1 protein-coding gene is annotated in these 209 nt (G+C 58.9%); it reads left to right on the top strand.

Going from position 1 to position 209, the window contains the following annotated elements:
- Positions 1–209: transposase (locus tag JUK32_RS18775; protein ID WP_204140399.1), on the top strand; the 209-nt coding region annotated here is incomplete at both ends.

A 209-nucleotide genomic window follows, 5' to 3' on the forward strand; every position in this document is an offset into this window, starting at 1 on the left:
ACTCATCCAGTCAACACCTTGGAGCAAGCCTTACCGGTTATTCAGTGGTATCGTTGGCGCTGGCGCATCGAGCAACTCTTTGCCATCCTCAAGCGGGTCGGCCTGGACCTCGAATCGACCCGACTGGAGTCCGCCCAAGCCATTGAGCGCCTCAGCATCCTCGCCCTCATGGCCGCACTCCGGATTCTCCAACTCAAAGAAGGGCGAGA

The sequence above is a fragment of the Halomicronema sp. CCY15110 genome (assembly GCF_016888165.1).
GTDB lineage: Bacteria > Cyanobacteriota > Cyanobacteriia > Phormidesmidales > Phormidesmidaceae > Halomicronema.